This is a genomic window from Nonomuraea sp. CA-141351 (assembly GCF_050944675.1).
Classification (GTDB): Bacteria; Actinomycetota; Actinomycetes; order Streptosporangiales; family Streptosporangiaceae; genus Nonomuraea.
The window spans coordinates 6,226,258-6,247,442 of record NZ_CP191982.1 but is presented as its reverse complement, the minus strand read 5'-3'; the positions used below and the strand labels follow the sequence as shown (position 1 = coordinate 6,247,442).

The following is a 21,185-nucleotide window of genomic DNA, read 5'->3' as shown; positions in this document are numbered from 1 at the left end:
ACATGCTGTCCGACAGCCGGGCCTCGGTGGTGATCGGCGTCTCCGAGACGCTGGATGAGCTGCCGGTCGGCCGGGTCCGGCTGGTGGCGTTGGACGATCCGCTGACCGGGGTCGCGATGGACCTTCTCCCGCAGTTGCCACCGGAGGTCATGGTGCATCCGGGTCAGGTGGCGTATGTGATGTACACCTCCGGTTCGACCGGCCGGCCGAAGGGTGTGCAGGTCACCCATGGCGGTCTGGCCGCCTACGTGCATGGCGTGCGGGAACGGCTGGGGCTGCGTGGTGATGGGGCGCGGTACGCGCTGTTGCAGTCGCTGGTGACCGACTTCGGTAACACGATGGTGTTCGGCTGCCTGTCCTCGGGTGGGACGTTGTATGTCCCGGGCCCGGAGACGGTGCGTGAGCCCGCTGCGCTGCGCGCGTATCTGGCCGAGCACGCGGTCGACTTTGTGAAGATTGTTCCGTCGCAGTTGGTGTCGCTGGCCGGTGAGGATGGCCTGGAGGGGTTGGTGCCGGCTGCGGGGCTGGTGCTGGGCGGTGAGGCCTCGCCGACCGGGTGGGCGCGTCAGGTGCTGGCCGCTGCCGGAGACCGTCCGGTGTTCAACCATTACGGGCCGACCGAGACCACCGTCGGGGTGGCCGCGACCCGGGTGGGGGCTGTGCAGGTGTCCGGGACGGGCAGCGTGCCCATCGGACATGCGCTGCCCAACAGCCGGCTGCATGTACTGGACCGCCATCTCCAGCCGGTCCCGGTCGGAGTGGCCGGTGAGCTGTTCATCGGCGGGGCGGGGCTTGCTCGAGGCTATGCGGGTCGCCCGGAGCTGACGGCCGAGCGGTTCGTGCCCGACCCGTTCACCACCGACGGCTCCCGCTTGTATCGGACGGGCGATCGGGTGCGCCGGTTGCCCGACGGTCAGATCGAGTTCCTGGGCCGAGTGGATCATCAGGTGAAGGTTCGCGGGTTCCGGGTCGAGCCAGGCGAAGTCGAGACCGCGCTGCGAGCTCACCCCGCGGTCGAGACCGCAGTGGTGATCGGCCGTGACCAGCGGCTCATCGCCTACCTGGTAGGCGAAGACCTCCCCACCGCCGGCGACCTACGCGCTTTCCTCGGACGCAGCCTGCCCGATCACCTCATCCCGTCGGCGTTTGTGGAGTTGGCCGGTCTGCCGTTGACGTCCAACGGCAAGTTGGATCGGGCTGCCCTGCCCGACCCGGATACCGCCCGCCCTGAGCTTGGGGTGGTGTTTGTGGGGGCGCGGACGCCGGGTGAGGAGATCTTGGCCGGGGTGTGGGCTGAGGTGCTGGGCCTGGAGCGGGTCGGGATCGGGGATAACTTCTTTGAGTTGGGTGGGCATTCGCTGCTGGCCACGCAGGTGATTTCGCGGGTGCGGGCGGTGTTCGGGGTGGAGGTGCCGCTGGCGGCCCTGTTCGACCATCCGACGGTGGGTGAGTTGATCGACGTCATCGAGGCTCTGGCTCCCGACACCGCACCCCCCATCACGCCAACGAGTCGTGATCGCCTGTTGCCGTTGTCGTTCGCACAGCAGCGGCTGTGGTTCCTGGACCAGCTGGAGCCGGGCTCGACCGAGTACAACGTGCCCATCGCGCTGCGGCTGGCGGGTGCGCTCGACGTCGAGGCGTTGAGTGCTGCGTTGGATGCGGTCGTGGAGCGGCACGAGGTGCTGCGCACCCGTTTCGCCGCCACTGATGGGATCGCTTACCAGGTCATCGACCCGCCCACCGGGCTCGGACTGGAGGTCGTGGACCTCACCGGTGAGCCCGACGGGTTCGCGCAGGCGAAGGAACTGGTGGCCGCCGACGCCGTGACGCCGTTCGACCTGTCCGCTGGGCCGCTGTTCAGAGGACGGCTGATCCGCCTCGGAGCCGACGATCACGTGCTCAGCCTGTGCCTGCACCACGCGGTGTCCGACGGCTGGTCGGCCGGGGTGCTCGGCCGGGAGCTGACCGCACTCTACGAGGCGTTCTCGCGCGGGGAGTCGTCGCCGCTGGCTCCGCTGCCGGTGCAGTACGCCGACTTCGCGGTCTGGCAGCGCGAGTGGCTGCAGGGAGAGGTGCTGGAGGGGCAGCTCGGCTACTGGCGTGAGCGGTTGGAGGGCGCGCCGGTTCTGGAGCTGCCGACGGATCGGCCGCGTCCGGCTGTGCGGACCTCGGCGGGTGGCGTAGTGGACTTCGAGGTCCCCCGGGAGACGGTGGCCAGGCTGGAGGCGGTGACCCGGCAGTCTGGCGCGACGATGTTCATGACGCTGCTGTCGGCCTTCACCGTGCTGCTCAGCAAGTACGCCGGCCAGGACGACGTCGTGGTCGGCACCCCCATCGCCAACCGCAACCGGGCCGAGATCGAGGACCTGATCGGGTTCTTCGTCAACACGCTGGTGTTGCGCACCGACCTGTCCGGCGACCCCACCTTCACCGAGCTCATCGGCCGGGTGCGGCACGAGGCGTTGGGCGCCTACGCCCACCAGGACGTGCCGTTCGAGCAGGTCGTCGACGCACTCGCGCCTGAGCGGGACCGGTCGCGCACCCCGCTGTTCCAGGTGTTCTTCCACTACGACCCGGGCAACGCCGAAGCCGGGACCCCGTCCGCGCTCGGCGAGGTGACGGCCGAGCCCGCCTCGGCCGGCCATGCTGTCGCGCAGTTCGACCTCGCCGTGACGCTCGCCGGGGAGTCGGACGCACTGAACGGCACCATCGAATACAGCACCGACCTGTTCGACCAGGCCACCGCACATGCCATGGCGAGGTCCCTGGTCGCGCTCCTCGACGTCGCCGCCACCGGCCCCGACCGGCGGCTGTCCGAACTGTCGCCGCTCGACGCCACCGACCGTACGCGCCTGCTGGAGGAGTGGAACGACACCGCTGTGCCGGAGCCGGCCGCCGCGACGCACGGCCTGATCGCGGCTCGGGCCGCCGAGCGGCCCGATGCTGTCGCGGTCATGTCGGGGGAGACCTCGCTGACCTACGGTGAGCTGGACGCGCGGGCCAACCGGCTCGCCCACCACCTGCGCGGCCTCGGCGTCGGCCCGGAGACCGTGGTCGGGGTCGGCCTGGACCGCGGCGTCGACCTGGTGTCGGCGTTGCTGGCCGTGTGGAAGGCCGGCGGCGCCTACCTGCCCCTCGACCCCGCCTACCCGGCCGAGCGCCTGGCGTACATGCTGGCCGACAGCGGGGCCGCCGTTCTGGTCACCAGCGAGGCCGCGGGAGTGGGCGCGCACTCCGGCGACGCGCGGGTGGTGGTGCTGGACGACGACGAGACCGTCGCCACGCTCCGCGCCCAGCCCGGCACCGCGCCCCGTGTGGCCACGCACGGCGGGCAACTCGCCTACATGATCTACACTTCCGGCTCCACCGGGCGGCCCAAGGGCGTGTCCGTGACCCACGCCGGCCTGGCCAACTTCCTGGCCACCATGGCGGAGCGCCCGGGACTGGGCCCCGACGACGTGCTGCTGGCGGTGACGACCCCAGGATTCGACATCTCCGGGCTGGAGCTGTTCCTGCCGCTGACCCGGGGAGCCCGGGTCGTGGTCGCCGCACAGGACACGACCAGGTCGCCGCGTGCGCTCGCCACCGAGATCGAGCGGTGCGGCGTAACCGTCATGCAGGCGACGCCCGCCACGTGGCAGATGCTCCTCGACGACGGCTGGGCCGGTTCGCCCCGCCTGCGGGTCTTGTGCGGGGGCGAGGCGTTGCCCGCTGCTCTCGCCGACCGGCTCCTGGCCCGCACGGCCGGCCTGTGGAACCTCTACGGGCCGACGGAGACGACGATCTGGTCCTCTGTCCAGGAGCTCGCCGAGGGGACGGCGGTGTCCATCGGCCGCCCGGTCGCCAACACCCGCATGTACGTCTTGGACCAGCACATGGCCCTCGCCCCGGCCGGTGTCCCCGGGGAGCTGTTCATCGGCGGCGCCGGCGTGGCCAGGGGCTATCACGACCGTCCCGGCCTGACGGCCGAGCGTTTCGTCGCCGACCCCTTCGGCCCGCCCGGCGCACGGCTCTACCGCACCGGCGACCGCGTCAGGTGGCGCGCCGACGGAGAACTGGAATACCTCGGCCGCCTCGACCACCAGGTCAAGATCCGTGGGTTCCGCATCGAGCCGGGCGAGGTCGAGGCGGCCCTGCGCGCCCACCCCGCGGTGTCGGCCGCCGTCGTGGTGGCCCGGCAGGACGACGGCGATCGCAGGCTGGTGGCCTACGTCGTGCCCGCCGACCTCGGCGCGGGGACGCCGCCCGCGGGGGAGCTGCGCGCGTTCTTACGCAGAACGCTGCCCGACCACCTGGTGCCCACGGTCTTCGCGGAGCTGGCGGCCATCCCGCTCATGCCGAACGGCAAGATCGACCGTGCGGCGCTGCCTGCGCCGGAGAGCGGACCGCACGGCGGGCCGGGCGAGTTCACCGCTCCTAGGACGGCCACGGAGGAGGTCTTGGCCGGAGTCTGGGCCCAGGTGCTCGGCCTCGACCGGATCGCGGCCGACGACAACTTCTTCGAGCTGGGCGGCCACTCGCTCGCCGCCATCCAGGTCATCTCCCGGCTCCGCGCCGCGTTCCACATCGAACTCGCACTCGCCGAGCTGTTCGATCACCCGACCGTGCGGGAGCTGGCGGGCGTCGTGGACGCGGCCGCCCACGGCGAGCTCGAGCCGATCGTGCCGGTCACCCGGCAGGGCTTGCTGCCCCTGTCGTTCGGTCAGCAGCGGCTCTGGTTCCTCGATCAGCTCGAGCCGGGCTCGTCGGAGTTCAACACGCCGCTCGCGCTGCGCCTTGCCGGGGCGCTCGATGTGGCGGCGCTGAGTGCCGCGCTGGATGCGATCGTCGAACGGCACGAGGTGCTGCGTACCCGCCTGGTGGCCGTGGACGGCGTTCCGCATCAGGTGATCGATCCACCGTCCGGGTTCGGGCTCGTCCTCACGGACCTGTCGAGGGAGACGGTGCCCGCCGCCCTGGCCGACCAGCTCGTGGCCGAGGACGCCGCCACGCCGTTCGACCTGGCGGCCGGGCCGCTGTTCAGGGGGCGGCTGATCCGCCTCGGTCCCGACGATCACGTGCTCAGCCTGTGCCTGCACCACGTGGTGTCCGACGGCTGGTCCGCGGGTGTGCTGCGCCAGGAACTGACGGCGCTGTACGACGCCTTCGCCGCCGGACGACCCTCGCCGCTGCCGCCCCTCGCGGTGCAGTACGCCGACTACGCGGTCTGGCAGCGCGAGCGGCTCACCGGGGACGTGCTGGACGCGCAGCTGGCGTACTGGCGTGCGCAGCTTGACGGGGCACCCGCCCTGGACCTGCCCACCGACCGGCCGCGCCCGCCGGTGCGCTCGGCGGCCGGCGCCACGGTCGATTTCGTCGTGTCCGAGGAGACGGTCGCCGGGCTGCGGGCGGTCACCCGCGACAGCGGCGCGACGATGTTCATGACGCTGCTGTCGGCCTTCACCGTGCTGTTGGGGAAGTACGCCCGGCAGGACGACATCGTGCTCGGCAGCCCCGTGGCGAACCGCAGCCACGCCGAGATCGAGAATCTGATCGGGTTCTTCGTCAACACCTTGGTCCTGCGTACCGACCTGTCCGGCGACCCCACATTCACCGAGCTGATCGGCCGGGTCCGCGACGTCGCCCTGGCCGCCTACGTCCACGCGGACGTGCCGTTCGAGCAGCTCGTCGACGCCCTCGCGCCCGAGCGCGACCGCAGCCGGACCCCGATCTTCCAGGTGATGTTCAGCTACGAGCAGGACGACGGCGAAGAGCTCGGCCTGCCCAGCCTCGACGCGGCCATGCTGCCCGCCGGCGAGCAGAGATCCCTGTACGACCTCCGGCTCGTGCTCATGGACATGGGCGGCGGCGTCGGCGGAGCGATCGAGTACAGCACTGACCTGTTCGACCGGTCCACCGTCGAGCGGATGGTCGGGCAGCTCACCGTCCTGCTGGAGGCCGTGGCCGCCGACCCCGGCCGCCACCTGTCCGAGCTGCCCGCCCTCGGCGCGGAGGAGCGCCGCCGGCTGGTCCGGGACTGGAACGACACGGCAACCCCGCTCACGGGCTCCGGCGGCGCGCACGCCCTGATCACGGCCAGGGCCGCGCTCACCCCGGAGGCGACGGCGGTGCGGGCCGGCGACCGGTCGCTGACCTACGCCGAGTTGGACGCGAGGGCCAACCGGCTGGCCCACTACCTGCGCGGCCTCGGTGTGCGGGCGGAGTCGGTGGTGGGCGTCTGCCTACCCCGTGGGCTCGACCTGGTGGTCGCGCTGCTCGGGGTGTGGAAGGCAGGCGGCGCGTACCTGCCGCTCGACTCCGAGCTGCCGCCCGCGCGGCTGGCCTACCTGGTCACCGACAGCGGCGCTTCCGTCGTCATCGGGCAGGGCGAGCCCGCCTGGGCCGGAGCCGTACCGGTCGTCGCGCTCGACGACCCGGTGACGGCGGCGGCGGTGGCGGCCGCGCCCGCCGGGGAACCGGACGGCGCCGCCGGGCCGGACCGGCTGGCCTACGTCATCTACACCTCCGGCTCCACCGGGCGGCCCAAGGGCGTGCTGGTCACCCACGGCGGACTGGTCAACTACCTGACCTGGGCCGCGCGGGCGTACGGGGCGCAACCGGGACCCGGCGCGCCCGTCCACTCGTCGCTCGGCTTCGACCTCACCGTGACCAGCCTGTTCGTCCCGCTGGTGGCCGGGGCGACGGTCGTCATGGTCGACGCCGGCTCGGCGGCCGGCGAACTGGCCGGGGCCCTGCGGGGGCAGCCGGAATTCGGCCTGGTCAAGCTGACGCCCGGACATCTGGCACTGCTCCAGGAGCTCCTCCCCGCAGAGGAGGCGGCGGGTGCGGCCCGGCGCCTGGTGGTCGGCGGGGAGGCCCTGCCGGGCGCGTCCGTCGCGGCCTGGCTGGAGCGCGCTCCGCAGGCCGTGGTCGTCAACGAGTACGGCCCGACCGAGACGGTGGTCGGGTGCTGCGTCTTCGAGGTCCGCGCCGGACAGGAGACACCGGCGTCCGTCCCCATCGGGCGGCCCATCGCCAACACCCGGGTGTTCGTCCTCGACCGCGACCTCGCGCCCACCCCGATCGGCGTGCCCGGCGAGCTGTATGTCGGCGGCGCCGGAGTGGCCCGAGGCTACGGCGGCCGCCCCGACCTCACGGCCGAACGCTTCGTGGCCGACCCGTTCAGCGACGACGGCTCCCGGCTCTACCGCACCGGCGACCTGGCCCGCTGGCGGCCTGATGGGCAGCTGGAGTACCTCGGCCGGGCCGACGACCAGGTCAAGGTGCGGGGCTTCCGCATCGAACCGGGAGAGGTGGAGGCCGCCCTGCTGTCCCACCCCGGCGTCGCGGCGGCTGTGGTGAGCGCCCGCGACGACGACGGGAACCGCCGCCTGGTGGCCCACCTGGTCCCGGCTGACGCCGCCGGCGGCCTCCCGTCCGCGAGCGAGCTGCGCTCGTTCCTGCTGGAGAGCCTGCCCGAGCACATGGTGCCGTCGGCGTTCGTGGAACTGGCCGCGCTGCCGCTGACACGCAACGGCAAGGTGGACCGCGCCACGCTCCCGGCACCCGAGGGGACCCGGCCCGGCCTCGCGGCGCGGTTCGTCGCCCCGCGCACCCCCACGGAGGAGCTGATCGCGGGAGTGTGGTCGAGGGTCCTGGGCGTGGACCGCGTCGGGGTCCTCGACGGGTTCTTCGAGCTGGGCGGGCACTCGCTGCTGGCCACCCAGGTCATCTCCAGGCTGCGTACTGTCCTCGACGTGGAGCTGCCGCTGGCCGCCCTGTTCGACCACCCGACGGTGGCCGGGCTCGCGACCGTGGCCGACGGCTCGGCCCGCGGCGCGGTCGCACCGCCGATTGTGCCGGTCCCCAGGGACGCGCCGTTGCCGCTGTCGTTCGCCCAGCAGCGGTTGTGGTTCCTGGACCAGATGGAGCCGGGCTCGTCGGAGTACAACGTGCCGATCGCTCTTCGGTTGAGCGGTCCCCTCGACGTGGCGGCGCTGGGCGCGGCGCTGGACGCGATCGTGGAGCGGCACGAGGTGCTGCGTACCAGGTTCGTCGCCGTCGACGGGGTGGCCCACCAGGTGATCGACCCGCCGTCCGGGTTCGGGCTGGAGGTCGTCGAGCTGGGCGCCGAGCAGGCGGAGGAACTGGTCGCCGCCGACGCGGCAGCGCCGTTCGACCTGTCCGCCGGGCCGTTGTTCCGAGGCCGGTTGATCCGGCTGGACGCGGACGATCACGTGCTGAGCCTGGTCATGCATCACGTGGTGTCGGACGAGTGGTCGGCCGGAGTGCTCCGCAGGGAGCTCACTCTCCTGTACGAGGCGTTCTCGCGCGGGGAGCCGTCGCCGCTGGCTCCGCTGCCGGTGCAGTACGCCGACTTCTCGGTCTGGCAGCGCGAGTGGCTCCAGGGAGAGGTGCTGGAGGGGCAGCTCGGCTACTGGCGCGAGCGGCTGGCCGGGGCCCCGACCCTGGAGCTGCCCACCGACAGGCCCCGCCCCGCCGTACGGTCTTCGGCGGGCGGCGTCGTCGACTTCGAGGTGCCTGACGACGTCACCGAGAACCTGCGAGTCCTGGCCCGCGCCGCCGGGGCAACGATGTCCATGACCCTGCTGGCCGCCTTCACCACGCTGCTCGGCGCCCACGCCGACCAGGACGACGTGGTCGTGGGCACCCCGATCGCCAACCGCAACCGGTCCGAGACCGAGGACCTGATCGGGTTCTTCGTCAACACGCTGGTGCTGCGTACCGACCTGTCGGGCGACCCCACGTTCGCCGAGGTGATCGGCAGGGTGCGTGGCAACGCGCTCGCCGCCTACGCCCATCAGGACGTGCCGTTCGAGCAGGTCGTCGACGCCCTCCAGCCGGTGCGCGACCGCTCCCGCCACCCCCTGTTCCAGGTGCTGTTCAACTACGACGCGGGCACCCCGGACGGCGGCGAGGAGCGCCCCGGGCTCGTCGCCGACGAGGTGGGCGGGCCGGCGTCGGTCGCCAAGTTCGACCTGACCCTGGACCTCGCAGAGAACGGTCACGACGGCCGTATGGGCGGATCCTTCGAGTACAGCACCGACCTGTTCGACGCCGCGACCGTCGAACGGCTCGCGGCGCGTCTGCTCGTGCTGCTGCGCGCGGTGGCGGCCGACCCGGAGCTCCGGCTCTCCGAGCTGCCGGTGATGGACGCCGCCGAACGCGACCGGACACTCGTCGAGTGGAACGACACCCGGGCCCCCGCGCCCTCGGTCGGTGGCGTCCACGAGCTGGTCGAAGCCCAGGTCGCCGCACGCCCGGACACGCCCGCGGTGCTGTTCGACGGGGCGTCGCTCACCTATCGGGAGCTCGACGCGCGGGCCAACCGGCTCGCCCACCACCTGGCCGGACGGGGCGTCGGCCCGGAGACCGTCGTCGGCCTGTGCCTGCCACGCGGCTTGGACATGGTGGTCGCCCTCCTCGCCGTGCTCAAGGCAGGCGGCGCGTACCTGCCGCTGGACCCGGAGTATCCCGCCGAACGGCTGGAGTTCATGCTCGCCGACAGCCACGCGCCCGTCCTCGTCGGCCACAGGGATACCGCGGGCGCTCTCGCCGGGGACGGCGAGGTCGTCTGGCTGGACGATCCGGCCACGGCGGCCGCTCTCGACGGCGCCCCCTCGCACGCGCCCGCTGTCGCCGTCCAACCTGGTCAGCTCGCGTACGTGATCTACACCTCGGGCTCGACGGGCCGTCCGAAGGGCGTCCAGGTCCCCCACGGTGGCGTGGTGAACCTCGTGGCCGCCCAGCGTCTCGCCTTCGGCGTCGAGCCGGGCGACGTCGTGCTGCAGTTCGCGCCCTTCAGCTTCGACGCCGCCGTCTGGGAGGTCTTCATGGCGCTCGCCGTGGGCGCCACCCTCGACCTGGCGACGACACGGGCCCGCTCGGAGCCTGCCGCGCTCGCGGCCCTCGCCGCCACCGACGGCGCAACGGTGGCCACGGTCCCGCCGTCGCTGCTCGGCCAGTTGGAGCCCGGCGCCCTGCCCGGCGTGACCACCCTGATCACGGCAGGCGAGCGGCTGAGCCCGGAACTTGCCGGCGTGTGGGTGCGTGGGCGTCGGTTGTTCAACGCGTACGGGCCGACGGAGACGTCGGTGTGTGCGTCGATGGCGTTGTGTGATGTGGCCGATGCCGGGGCTCCGCCGATCGGTGGTCCGATCGCCAACGCGCGTGTGTATGTGCTGGATCGGCACCTTCGGCCGGTCCCTGTCGGGGTTCCTGGCGAGTTGTTCGTCGGCGGGAACGGCCTGGCTCGTGGGTATGGCGGTCGGCCTGAGCTGACCGCCGAGCGTTTCCTGGCGGACCCGTTCGTTGGCGACGGTGCGCGCCTGTACCGCACCGGCGACCGCGTGCGGTGGCGGCCGGACGGGCAACTGGAGTTCCTGGGTCGGGTCGACGAGCAGGTGAAGGTCCGGGGCCACCGGGTCGAACCAGGTGAGGTCGAAGCCGCGCTGCGGGCCCACCCCCAGATCGCGGCCGCCGTCGTCGTCGGCGACGACCAACGACTGGCCGCCTACCTCGTCCCCGCAGACCACGGCGAGGGGATTCCCTCAGCCGGTGAGCTGCGAAGGTTCCTGCTCGCCGGCCTGCCCGACTACCTGGTGCCCTCGGTCTTCGTCGAACTGGCCGCGCTGCCGCTGAACCCGAGCGGCAAGGTCGACCGCGCCGCCCTGCCCGCTCCCGCCGGCGGCAGGGCCGGTTCCGGCGAGGCGTACGTCGCTCCCCGCACTCCCACGGAGGAGATGCTGGCCGGGATCTGGGAGCAGGTGCTCGGCCTGGACCGGGTCGGCGTGCTCGACGAGTTCTTCGAGCTGGGCGGCCACTCGCTGCTGGCCACCCAGGTGATGTCCCGGGTACGGGCCTCCTTCGAGACCGAACTGCCGCTGGCCGCACTGTTCGACCACCCCACGGTCGCCGGGCTCGCGGCGGCGGTCGACGGATCGGCCGGCCGCACGCGGGTCCCGCCGATCGTGCCGGTCGGCCGTGACCGGCTCCTGCCCTTGTCGTTCGCGCAGCAGCGGCTGTGGTTCCTCGCACAGCTCGAACCGGACTCCCTGGAGTACAACCTGCCGATCGCGCTGCGGCTGGCGGGCGCCCTCGACCTTTCCGCGCTGGGCGCGGCCCTGGACGCGATCGTGGAGCGGCATGAGGTGCTGCGCACCCGGCTCGTCACCGTGGACGGGGTGCCGCACCAGGTCGTCGGACCGGCTTCGGAGGTCAAGGTCGAGGTCGTCGACCTCAGCGGAGCCCCGGACGCGCTCGGCCGCGCCGAACAGCTGGCGGCCGCCGACGCGGCGGCGCCGTTCGACCTCGCCCAGGGCCCGCTGTTCCGGGGGCGGCTGATCCGCCTCGCGCCGGACGATCACGTGCTCAGCCTGGTCCTGCACCACGTCATCTGGGACGAGTGGTCGGCCGGCGTGCTGCGCCGCGAGCTGACCGCTCTGTATGAGGCGTTCTCGCGGGGTGAGCCGTCGCCGCTTCCGCCGCTGGCGGTGCAGTACGCCGACTTCGCGGTCTGGCAGCGTGAGTGGCTGCAGGGTGAGGTGCTGGAGGAGCAACTCGGCTACTGGCGTGAGCGGTTGGAGGGCGCTCCGGTTTTGGAGCTCCCGACGGACCGGCCTCGTCCGGCGGTGCGGACGTCGGCGGGTGGGGTGGTCGACTTCGAGGTTCCCGCGGAGACGCTGTCCGCCCTCAGGGGGGTGACGCAGCAGAGCGGCGCGACGATGTTCATGACGTTGCTGTCGGCTTTCACCGTGCTGTTGGGTAAGTACGCGGGTCAGGACGACGTGGTGGTGGGCACGCCGATCGCCAACCGCAATCGGGCCGAGGTGGAGGATCTGATCGGGTTCTTCGTGAACACGTTGGTGTTGCGGACCGATCTGTCCGGTGATCCGGCCTTCGCCGATCTGGTCGGCCGGGTGCGGAGCGAGGCGTTGGGCGCCTACGCGCACCAGGACGTGCCGTTCGAGCAGCTGGTTGAGGCCTTCGCAGCCGACCGTGATCGCGGCCGGCACCCCCTGTTCCAGGTGCTGTTCAACTACTACCCGGCCGAAGCCGACGAGGCCGGTAGCGGTGGCGTGGACCTGGACAGCTCGACGGTCGAGCTTCCCGTGGCGATCACGTCGAAGTTCGACCTGCGCCTGATCCTCATGGAGGAGGAGCAGGCGCTGAAGGGCGCCGTCGAGTTCAGTACGGAGTTGTTCGATCGTTCGACGGTGGAGCGGATGGTCGGGCATCTGACGGTGTTGCTGGAGACTGTGGCGGCTGATCCTTCGGTTCGGTTGTCGCAGGTGTCGCTGCTGGGCTCGGTCGAGTGGGATCGGTTGGCGGCGTGGAATGACACGGCGGTGCCGGTTCCGTCGGGTGGGGTGCATGAGTGGATCGCCGCTCAGTCCGGCGGGGTGGCGGTGGTGGCCTCCGATGGCGCGTTGACCTATCCGGAGTTGGAGGTGCGGGCGAATCGGTTGGCGCATCATCTGCGGTCGGTGGGGGTGGGTCCGGAGGTTGTGGTGGGGTTGTGCCTGCCACGCGGTCTGGACATGGTGGTGGCCTTGCTGGCGGTGTTGAAGGCCGGCGGCGCCTATCTGTCGCTGGACCCCGACTACCCGGCCGAGCGGCTGGCCTACATGTTGTCCGACAGCCGGGCCTCGGTGGTGATCGGCGTCTCTGAGACGTTGGATGAGCTGCCGGTGGGGCGGGTGCGGCTGGTGGCGTTGGACGATCCGCTGACCGGGGTCGCGATGGACCTTCTCCCGCAGTTGCCACCGGAGGTCATGGTGCATCCGGGTCAGGTGGCGTATGTGATGTACACCTCCGGTTCGACCGGCCGGCCGAAGGGTGTGCAGGTCACCCATGGCGGTCTGGCCGCCTACGTGCATGGCGTGCGGGAACGGCTGGGGCTGCGTGGTGATGGGGCGCGGTATGCGCTGTTGCAGTCGCTGGTGACCGACTTCGGTAACACGATGGTGTTCGGCTGCCTGTCCTCGGGTGGGACGTTGTATGTCCCGGGCCCGGAGACGGTGCGTGAGCCTGCTGCGCTGCGCGCGTATCTGGCCGAGCACGCGATTGATTGGGTGAAGATCGTCCCGTCGCAGTTGGTGTCGCTGGCGGGTGAGGATGGCCTGGACGGGTTGGTGCCCGCCGAAGGGCTGGTGCTGGGTGGTGAGGCCTCGCCGACCGGGTGGGCGCGTCAGGTGCGGGCCGCTGCCGGAGAGCGTCCGGTGTTCAACCATTACGGGCCGACCGAGACCACCGTCGGGGTGGCCGCGACCCGGGTGGGGGCTGTGCAGGTGTCCGGGACGGGCAGCGTGCCCATCGGACATGCGCTGCCCAACAGCCGGCTGCATGTACTGGACCGCCATCTCCAGCCGGTCCCGGTCGGGGTGGCGGGCGAGTTGTTCATCGGCGGGGCGGGGCTGGCGCGGGGGTATGCGGGTCGCCCGGAGCTGACGGCCGAGCGGTTCGTGCCCGACCCGTTCACCACCGACGGCTCCCGCTTGTATCGGACGGGTGATCGGGTGCGGCGGCGGCCGGACGGTCAGATCGAGTTCCTGGGCCGGGTGGATCATCAGGTGAAGGTTCGCGGGTTCCGGGTCGAGCCGGGCGAGGTCGAGACCGCGCTGCGAGCTCACCCCGCGGTCGAGACCGCAGTGGTGATCGGCCGTGACCAGCGGCTGATCGCCTACCTGGTGGGTGAGGATCTCCCCACCGCCGGCGACCTGCGCGCTTTCCTGGGGCGCAGCCTGCCCGACCACCTCATTCCGTCGGCGTTTGTGGAGTTGGCCGGTCTGCCGTTGACGTCCAACGGCAAGCTCGATCGTGCTGCCCTGCCCGACCCGGATACCGCCCGCCCTGAGCTTGGGGTGGTGTTTGTGGGGGCGCGGACGCCGGGTGAGGAGATCTTGGCCGGGGTGTGGGCCGAGGTGCTGGGCCTGGAGCGGGTCGGGATCGGGGATAACTTCTTTGAGTTGGGTGGGCATTCGCTGCTGGCCACCCAGGTGATCTCGCGGGTGCGGGCGGTGTTCGGGGTGGAGGTGCCGCTGGCCGCCCTGTTCGACCACCCGACCGTCGGAGACCTCATCGACGTCATCGAGGCTCTGGCTCCCGACACCGCACCCCCCATCACGCCAACGAGTCGTGATCGCCTGTTGCCGTTGTCGTTCGCCCAGCAGCGGCTGTGGTTCCTCGACCAGCTCGAGCCGGGCTCGGCCGAGTACAACGTGCCCATCGCGCTGCGGCTGGCGGGTGCGCTCGACGTCGAGGCGCTGAGTGCTGCGTTGGATGCGGTCGTGGAGCGGCACGAGGTGCTCCGCACCCGGTTCGCTACCACTGATGGAATCGCTTACCAGGTCATCGACCCGCCCACCGGATTTGGGCTGGAGGTCGTCGACCTCACGGACGATGCGGACCCGCTCGGCAGCGCGGAGCGGTTGGTGGCCGCCGAGGCCGTCATCCCGTTCGACCTTGCCACCGACAGGCTCATCCGTGGGAAGCTCATCAGATTGGCTTCGGACGACCATGTACTGAGCTTGGTCATGCACCACGTGGTCTCGGATGAGTGGTCGGCCGGGGTGCTCGGCCGGGAGCTGACCGCACTCTACGAGGCGTTCTCGCGAGGGAAGCCGTCGCCACTGCTTCCGCTGCCGGTGCAGTACGCCGACTTCGCGGTCTGGCAACGTGACTGGCTGCAGGGAGAGGTGCTGGAGGGCCAGCTCGGCTATTGGCGCGAGCGGCTGGCCGGTGCTTCCGCGCTGGATCTGCCCACCGACCGGCCTCGTCCGGCCGTACGGTCCTTGGCCGGCGACACGGTCCAGTTCGCGATCCCCTCGGAGACGATGTCCGCACTCAGGGCGGTGACCCAGCAGAGCGGCGCGACGATGTTCATGACGCTGCTGTCGGCCTTCACCGTGCTGCTCGGCAAGTACGCGGGCCAGGACGACGTGGTGGTGGGCACGCCGATCGCCAACCGCAACCGGGCCGAGATCGAGGACCTGATCGGGTTCTTCGTCAACACGCTGGTGTTGCGTACCGACCTGTCCGGCGACCCCACCTTCACCGAGCTCATCGGCCGGGTGCGGCACGAGGCGTTGGGCGCCTACGCCCACCAGGACGTGCCGTTCGAGCAGGTCGTCGACGCCCTCGCCCCCGAACGCGACCGCTCCCGCACCCCGCTGTTCCAGGTGCTGTTCAACTACGACTCCAACAATGCGGATAGCGGGCCGGAATCGGAGCTGAGCGCTACAGAGCTCAGTGTGCGCGCCACGGTCGCGAAGTTCGACCTCAACCTCGTCCTCGGAGACAAGGCCGGGACGCTCGAGTACAGCACCGCGCTGTTCGACCGGTCGACGGTGGAGCGCTTCGCGAGTCACTTGGTGCGGTTGCTGGGTGCGATCGCTGAGGATCCGGGGCGGCGGTTGTCGGAGATTTCGCTGCTGGGTGGGGAGGAGCGGTTTGGGGAGTGGAATGCCACCGGGGTGGGTGTGCCTGGTGTGGGTGGGGTGCATGAGTTGTTCGCTCGGTGGGTGGCGGAGGCTCCGGATGTGGTGGCGGTGGTGGCTGGTGGGGGGTCGCTGACTTACGCCGAGTTGGAGGTGCGGGCGAATCGGCTGGCTAATCATTTGCGTGTGTTGGGGGTGGGTTCGGAGTCGGTGGTGGGGGTGTGTCTGCCGCGGGGTCTGGACTTCTTGGTGGCGTTGCTGGGTGTGTGGAAGGCGGGCGGCGCGTACCTGCCTCTCGACCCCGGCTATCCGGTGGAGCGGCTGGACTGGTTGCTGGCTGATAGTGGCGCTTGTCTGGTGATCGGGCAGGGTGGTTTGTCGCTGGATGATCCGGCGGTGGTCCAGGCGTCGGGTGTGGCGCCGGTGGTGGAGACACATGCTGATCAGTTGGCGTATGTGATTTATACGTCGGGGTCGACGGGGTGGCCGAAGGGGGTGTTGTCGGCTCATGCAGGTTTGGTGAATCGGCTGGCGTGGATGCAGGACGCCTACCGGCTGGCCGTGGGTGAGCGGGTGTTGCATAAGACGGCGGCGACGTTTGATGTGTCGTTGTGGGAGTTGGTGTGGCCGCTGACCGTCGGGGCGACGGTGGTGGTGGCTGAGCCGGGCCGGTCGGGGGATGTCGGTTACCTGGCGGGGTTGTTGGCCCGGGAGCGGGTTGGTGTGGTGCATTTCGTGCCGTCGATGTTGCGGGAGTTTGTGCGGGAGTGTCCGGTGCTGCCGGATGTGCGGTTGGTGGTGTGTAGTGGGGAGGCGCTGGACGGCCGGGATGTGGCGCGGTTGCTTGCGGTGAACCCGGGCGTGGTGGTGGAGAACTTGTACGGGCCGACCGAGGCCTCGATCGACGTGTCGCGGTGGACGTGTGGGGGTGAGGAGCGGCCGCCGATCGGTGCGCCGATCGCGAACATGCGGCTGCATGTGCTGGATGGTCATCTGCGGCCGGTCCCGGTGGGGGTGGCGGGGGAGTTGTATCTGGCCGGGGTTGGTCTGGCGCGCGGCTATGGCGGCCGGCCGGAGTTGACGGCCGAGCGGTTCGTGGCTGATCCGTTCGCGGGGGATGGCTCGCGGTTGTATCGCACGGGGGATCGGGCTCGGTGGCGGGCTGATGGGGTGGTGGAGTATCTGGGCCGGATCGACCATCAGGTCAAGGTCCGCGGGTTCCGGATCGAGCCGGGAGAGATCGAAACCGCCCTGCTCACCCACCCGGCGATCGGCTCTGCTGTGGTGGTTGCTGATGATCGGCAGCGGCTGATCGGCTATCTCGTGGCGAGTGATGTCGCTGTCGGTGTGCCAACCCCCGGTGAGCTGCGCGCGTTCCTGGCTGTCACGTTGCCGGATTACATGATCCCCGCGCTGTTCGTGGAGTTGGCGTCGTTCCCGCTGAGTGTCAATGGCAAGTTGGATCGGGCCGCGCTGCCGGCCCCTGACGGCGCCGGGTTGTTGTCGGCGGGGCAGTCTTCCGGTTTCCGTTCGCCGGTGGAGGAGATGCTGGCCGGGGTCTGGGCGCAGGTGCTCGGGTTGGATCGGGTCGGTGTGGAGGATGATTTCTTCGAGTTGGGTGGGCATTCGCTGCTGGCGACGCAGGTGATGTCGCGGGTGCGGGCGGTGTTCGAGGTTGAGGTGCCGTTGGCGGCGTTGTTCGAGCATCGCACGGTGGCGGGGTTGGCTCGGGTGGTGGAGGGGTCGGCTCGGGGCAGGCTGGCCCCGCCGATCGTCGCGACGCGGCGCGAAGGGCCGCTGCCGCTGTCGTTCGCACAACAGCGACTGTGGTTCCTCACTCAGATGACCCCGGAGTCCACCGAGTACAACATCCCCCTCGCCCTGCGGATGGTCGGAGATCTAGACGCCTCGGCGCTGAGCGCGGCGCTCGATGCGATCGTGGAGCGGCACGAGGTGCTGCGTACCCGGCTGGTCGTAGACGAAAGAGGCGTGCCACACCAGGTCGTCGACCCACACATCCGCTTCGAGCTCGAGGTCTCCGACGTGGACGGGCTCTCCTGGGCGGAAGAGCAGATCGCCGCTGACGTGACGACACCGTTCGACCTGGAGACCGGGCCGCTCTTCCGAACCCGGCTGATCCGGCTCGCGCCCGACGATCATGTGTTCAGCCTGGTCATGCACCATGTGGTGTCGGATGAGTGGTCGGCTGGCGTGCTGCGCCGCGAGCTGACCCCCTTGTATGAGGCGTTCTCGCGGGGTGAGCCGTCGCCGCTTCCGCCGCTGGCGGTGCAGTACGCCGACTTCGCGGTCTGGCAGCGCGAGTGGCTTCAGGGCGAGGTGCTGGAGGAGCAGCTCGGTTACTGGCGTGAGCGGTTGGAGGGCGCTCCGGTTCTGGAGCTGCCGACGGACCGGCCCCGTCCGGCGGTGCGGTCCTCGGCGGGCGCGAAGGTCGAGTTCGAGATCTCGGAAGAGATCGCCGCCGGGCTGCGCGCGGTGACTCGCCAGACCGGCGCCACCATGTTCATGACGTTGCTGTCGGCTTTCACCGTGCTGTTGGGTAAGTACGCGGGTCAGGACGACGTGGTGGTGGGCACACCGATCGCCAACCGCAATCGGGCCGAGGTGGAGGATCTGATCGGGTTCTTCGTCAACACGTTGGTGTTGCGGACCGATCTGTCCGGTGATCCGGCCTTCGCCGATCTGGTCGGCCGGGTGCGGAGCGAGGCGTTGGGCGCCTACGCGCACCAGGACGTGCCGTTCGAGCAGCTGGTTGAAGCCTTTGCGACCGACCGTGATCGCGGCCGGCACCCCCTGTTCCAGGTGCTGTTCAACTACTACCCGGCCGAAGGCGACACCGACGAGGGCGCGGATCTGGACTCCTCGGCTGTGCGGCTGCCCAACACGGTGACCTCGAAGTTCGACTTCCGGCTCGTGCTCGCGGAGGCCGCCGGTGCGTTGTCCGGGGTGGTCGAGTTCAGTACGGAGTTGTTCGATCGTTCGACGGTGGAGCGGATGGTCGGGCATCTGACGGTGTTGCTGGAGGCTGTGGCGGCTGATCCTTCGGTTCGGTTGTCGCAGGTGTCGCTGCTGGGGTCGGTCGAGCGGGGTCGGTTGGCGGTGTGGAATGACACGGCGGTGCCGGTTCCGTCGGGTGGGGTGCATGAGTGGATCGCCGCGCACGCGGATGGGGTGGCGGTGGTGGCCTCCGATGGGGCGCTGACGTATGGCGAGTTGGGGGTGCGGGCGAATCGGTTGGCGCATCATCTGCGGTCGGTGGGGGTGGGTCCGGAGGTTGTGGTGGGGTTGTGCCTGCCACGCGGTCTGGACATGGTGGTGGCCTTGCTGGCGGTGTTGAAGGCCGGCGGCGCCTATCTGTCGCTGGACCCCGACTACCCGGCCGAGCGGCTGGCCTACATGTTGTCCGACAGCCGGGCCTCGGTGGTGATCGGCGTCTCTGAGACGTTGGATGAGCTGCCGGTGGGGCGGGTGCGGCTGGTGGCGTTGGACGATCCGCTGACCGGGGTCGCGATGGAGGTTCTGCCGCAGTCGCCGCCGGATGTGGTGGTGCATCCGGGTCAGGTGGCGTATGTGATGTATACCTCCGGCTCGACGGGCCGGCCGAAGGGTGTGCAGGTCACCCATGGCGGTCTGGCCGCTTACGTGCACGGCGTGCGGGAACGGCTGGGGCTGCGTGGTGATGGGGCGCGGTATGCGCTGTTGCAGTCGCTGGTGACCGACTTCGGTAACACGATGGTGTTCGGCTGCCTGTCCTCGGGTGGGACGTTGTATGTCCCCGGCCCGGAGACGGTGCGTGAGCCCGCTGCGCTGCGCGCGTATCTGGCCGAGCACGCGATTGATTGGGTGAAGATCGTCCCGTCGCAGTTGGTGTCGCTGGCGGGTGAGGATGGCCTGGACGGGTTGGTGCCCGCCGAAGGGCTGGTGCTGGGCGGTGAGGCCTCACCGGTGCAGTGGGCCCGCGAGGTGCTGGCCGCTGCCGGAGACCGTCCGGTGTTCAACCATTACGGGCCGACCGAGACCACCGTCGGGGTGGCCGCGACCCGGGTGGGGGCTGTGCAGGTGTCCGGGACGGGCAGCGTGCCCATCGGACATGCGCTGCCCAACAGCCGGCTGCATGTACTGGACCGCCATCTCCAGCCGGTCCCGGTCGGGGTGGCGGGCGAGTTGTTCATCGGCGGGGCGGGGCTGGCGCGGGGGTATGCGGGTCGCCCGGAGCTGACGGCCGAGCGGTTCGTGCCCGACCCGTTCACCACCGACGGCTCCCGCTTGTATCGGACGGGCGATCGGGTGCGCCGGTTGCCCGACGGGGAGATCGAGTTCCTGGGCCGGATGGATCATCAGGTGAAGGTTCGCGGGTTCCGGGTCGAGCCGGGCGAAGTCGAGACCGCGCTGCGGGCTCACCCCGCGGTGGAGACGGCGGTGGTGATCGGCCGTGACCAGCGGCTGATCGCCTACCTGGTGGGTGAGGATCTCCCGTCCGCCGGCGACCTGCGCGCTTTCCTGGGACGCAGCCTGCCCGACCACCTCATCCCGTCAGCGTTCGTGGAGGTGGCCGGTCTGCCGCTGACCTCCAACGGCAAGTTGGATCGGGCCGCCCTGCCCGACCCCGAAACCGCCCGCCCCGAGCTGGAGGTGGCCTTCACAGCCCCACGCACCCCCGTCGAACGGATCCTGGCCGAGGTGTGGGCCGAGGTGCTCGACCTGGAACAGGTCGGCATCGGCGACAACTTCTTCGAACTGGGCGGGCACTCGCTCCTGGTCGCCCAGGCCGTGACGCGCATCCGCACAGCCGGGTACGACGTCAGCGTCACCCAGTTCTTCGACCACCCCACCGTCGCCGGGCTGGCCCCGTTGGCCCGTCCCCGCGCGGACCTGGCCCGCCCGGCCGCGAGGTCGCTCGTCGAGATCCGGGGCGGGAGCGTCTTGCCCGCGGTGTTCTGCGTCCATTCCTCGCTGGGCGGGGTCACCGAGTTCAGCGAGCTCGCCGCCGCCCTCGGGCCGGGCGGGCAGTTCTACGGGCTCCAGTCCCGCGGCCTGGTGGACGACGAACGGCCGCTCGAAACCGTCGAGGAGATGGCCGCCGCCTATCTGCAGGAGGTCCAGGCAGCGCAGCCGAACGGCCCGTACCTGTTCGCCGCGTGGTCCATGGGCTGCTACGTCGCCTTGGAAATGGCCCGTCAGGCGTGCGCGGAGGGGCTGGAGGTGGGAGGCGTCCTCATGGTCGGGCCGCCGCACCACGAGCGCCGTAAGCGGCGCCGGCTCGTCGACCGGCGCGCCCGCCGGCTCCTCGACCAGCTTGACCACGCCATCCGCGCCGAGCCGGGCACGAGGATCGACCCGGCCGCGGAGGAGGAGCTGCTGGAGTACTGGGAGCCCGAGCCCGCCGACGTCGCCGCGCTGCGCGCCGGGGCCAAGCAGCAGCTGCGTACTGCCCGGGTGGCGTTGATCAACTACTTCGCCGGGCTCCACTACCGGGCAGGGCTGCCCGAAGCGCCGGACGAGCCCGGCGCCTACGACGGCCGGGTGGTCCTCTACCTGCCTGAGGACGACCCGGAGGCCGCCAACGAGGCGATGCTCGGTCAGTGGCGTGCCGCGCTCGGCCGCGAACCGGACGTGGTGCCCGTTCCGGGCCTGCACAAGACCGTGGTCAGGGGAGACGGCGCCCTGACAGTCGGTTCCCTTCTGAGCGCCGAGATCGCCCGCCACCACCGCGGAGCCGACGAGACCTGA

1 protein-coding gene (running past one end of the window) is annotated in these 21,185 nt (G+C 70.8%); it reads left to right on the top strand.

What is annotated here, in order from left to right; translation table 11 throughout:
- Positions 1-21,185, top strand: the 3' portion of a protein-coding gene (locus ACQPWU_RS29730) for a non-ribosomal peptide synthase/polyketide synthase (RefSeq protein WP_433445028.1). 1,861 nt of this gene lie to the left of the window's left edge; 21,185 of the gene's 23,046 nt are visible here — the last part of the coding sequence; its start codon lies off the left edge, out of view; the stop codon is at positions 21,183-21,185.